The sequence below is a fragment of the Pseudomonas sp. SIMBA_041 genome (assembly GCF_046535095.1).
Taxonomy (GTDB): Bacteria; Pseudomonadota; Gammaproteobacteria; order Pseudomonadales; family Pseudomonadaceae; genus Aquipseudomonas; species Aquipseudomonas mucoides.
Genome location: NZ_JAWRXJ010000645.1, coordinates 1 through 252 on the forward strand (window position 1 = coordinate 1; position 252 = coordinate 252).

Genomic DNA, 252 nt, shown 5'->3' on the forward strand with positions numbered 1-252 from the left:
TGCCGCACTTGCGGGTGATGTTGCTGCTGTTCGGCGGGCTGGCCTGCCTGGCGGCCTACTGGCTGCGGGCCGTGCACACCGACAACCCGCTGTTCGCCCCGTCACTGTTCAAGGTGCGGACCTTTGCCGTGGGCATTCTGGGTAACCTGTTCGCCCGCCTGGGCAGCGGCGCCCTGCCGTTCCTGGTGCCCCTGCTGCTGCAAGTGGCCCTGGGCTATTCACCGTCCCAGGCGGGGATGAGCATGCTGCCCC

Annotated in this window: 1 pseudogene; it reads left to right on the plus strand. The window is 68.7% G+C overall.

The features are described from left to right. Positions 1-252: pseudogene (locus tag SB725_RS32700) on the plus strand (MFS transporter); the annotation flags it as partial.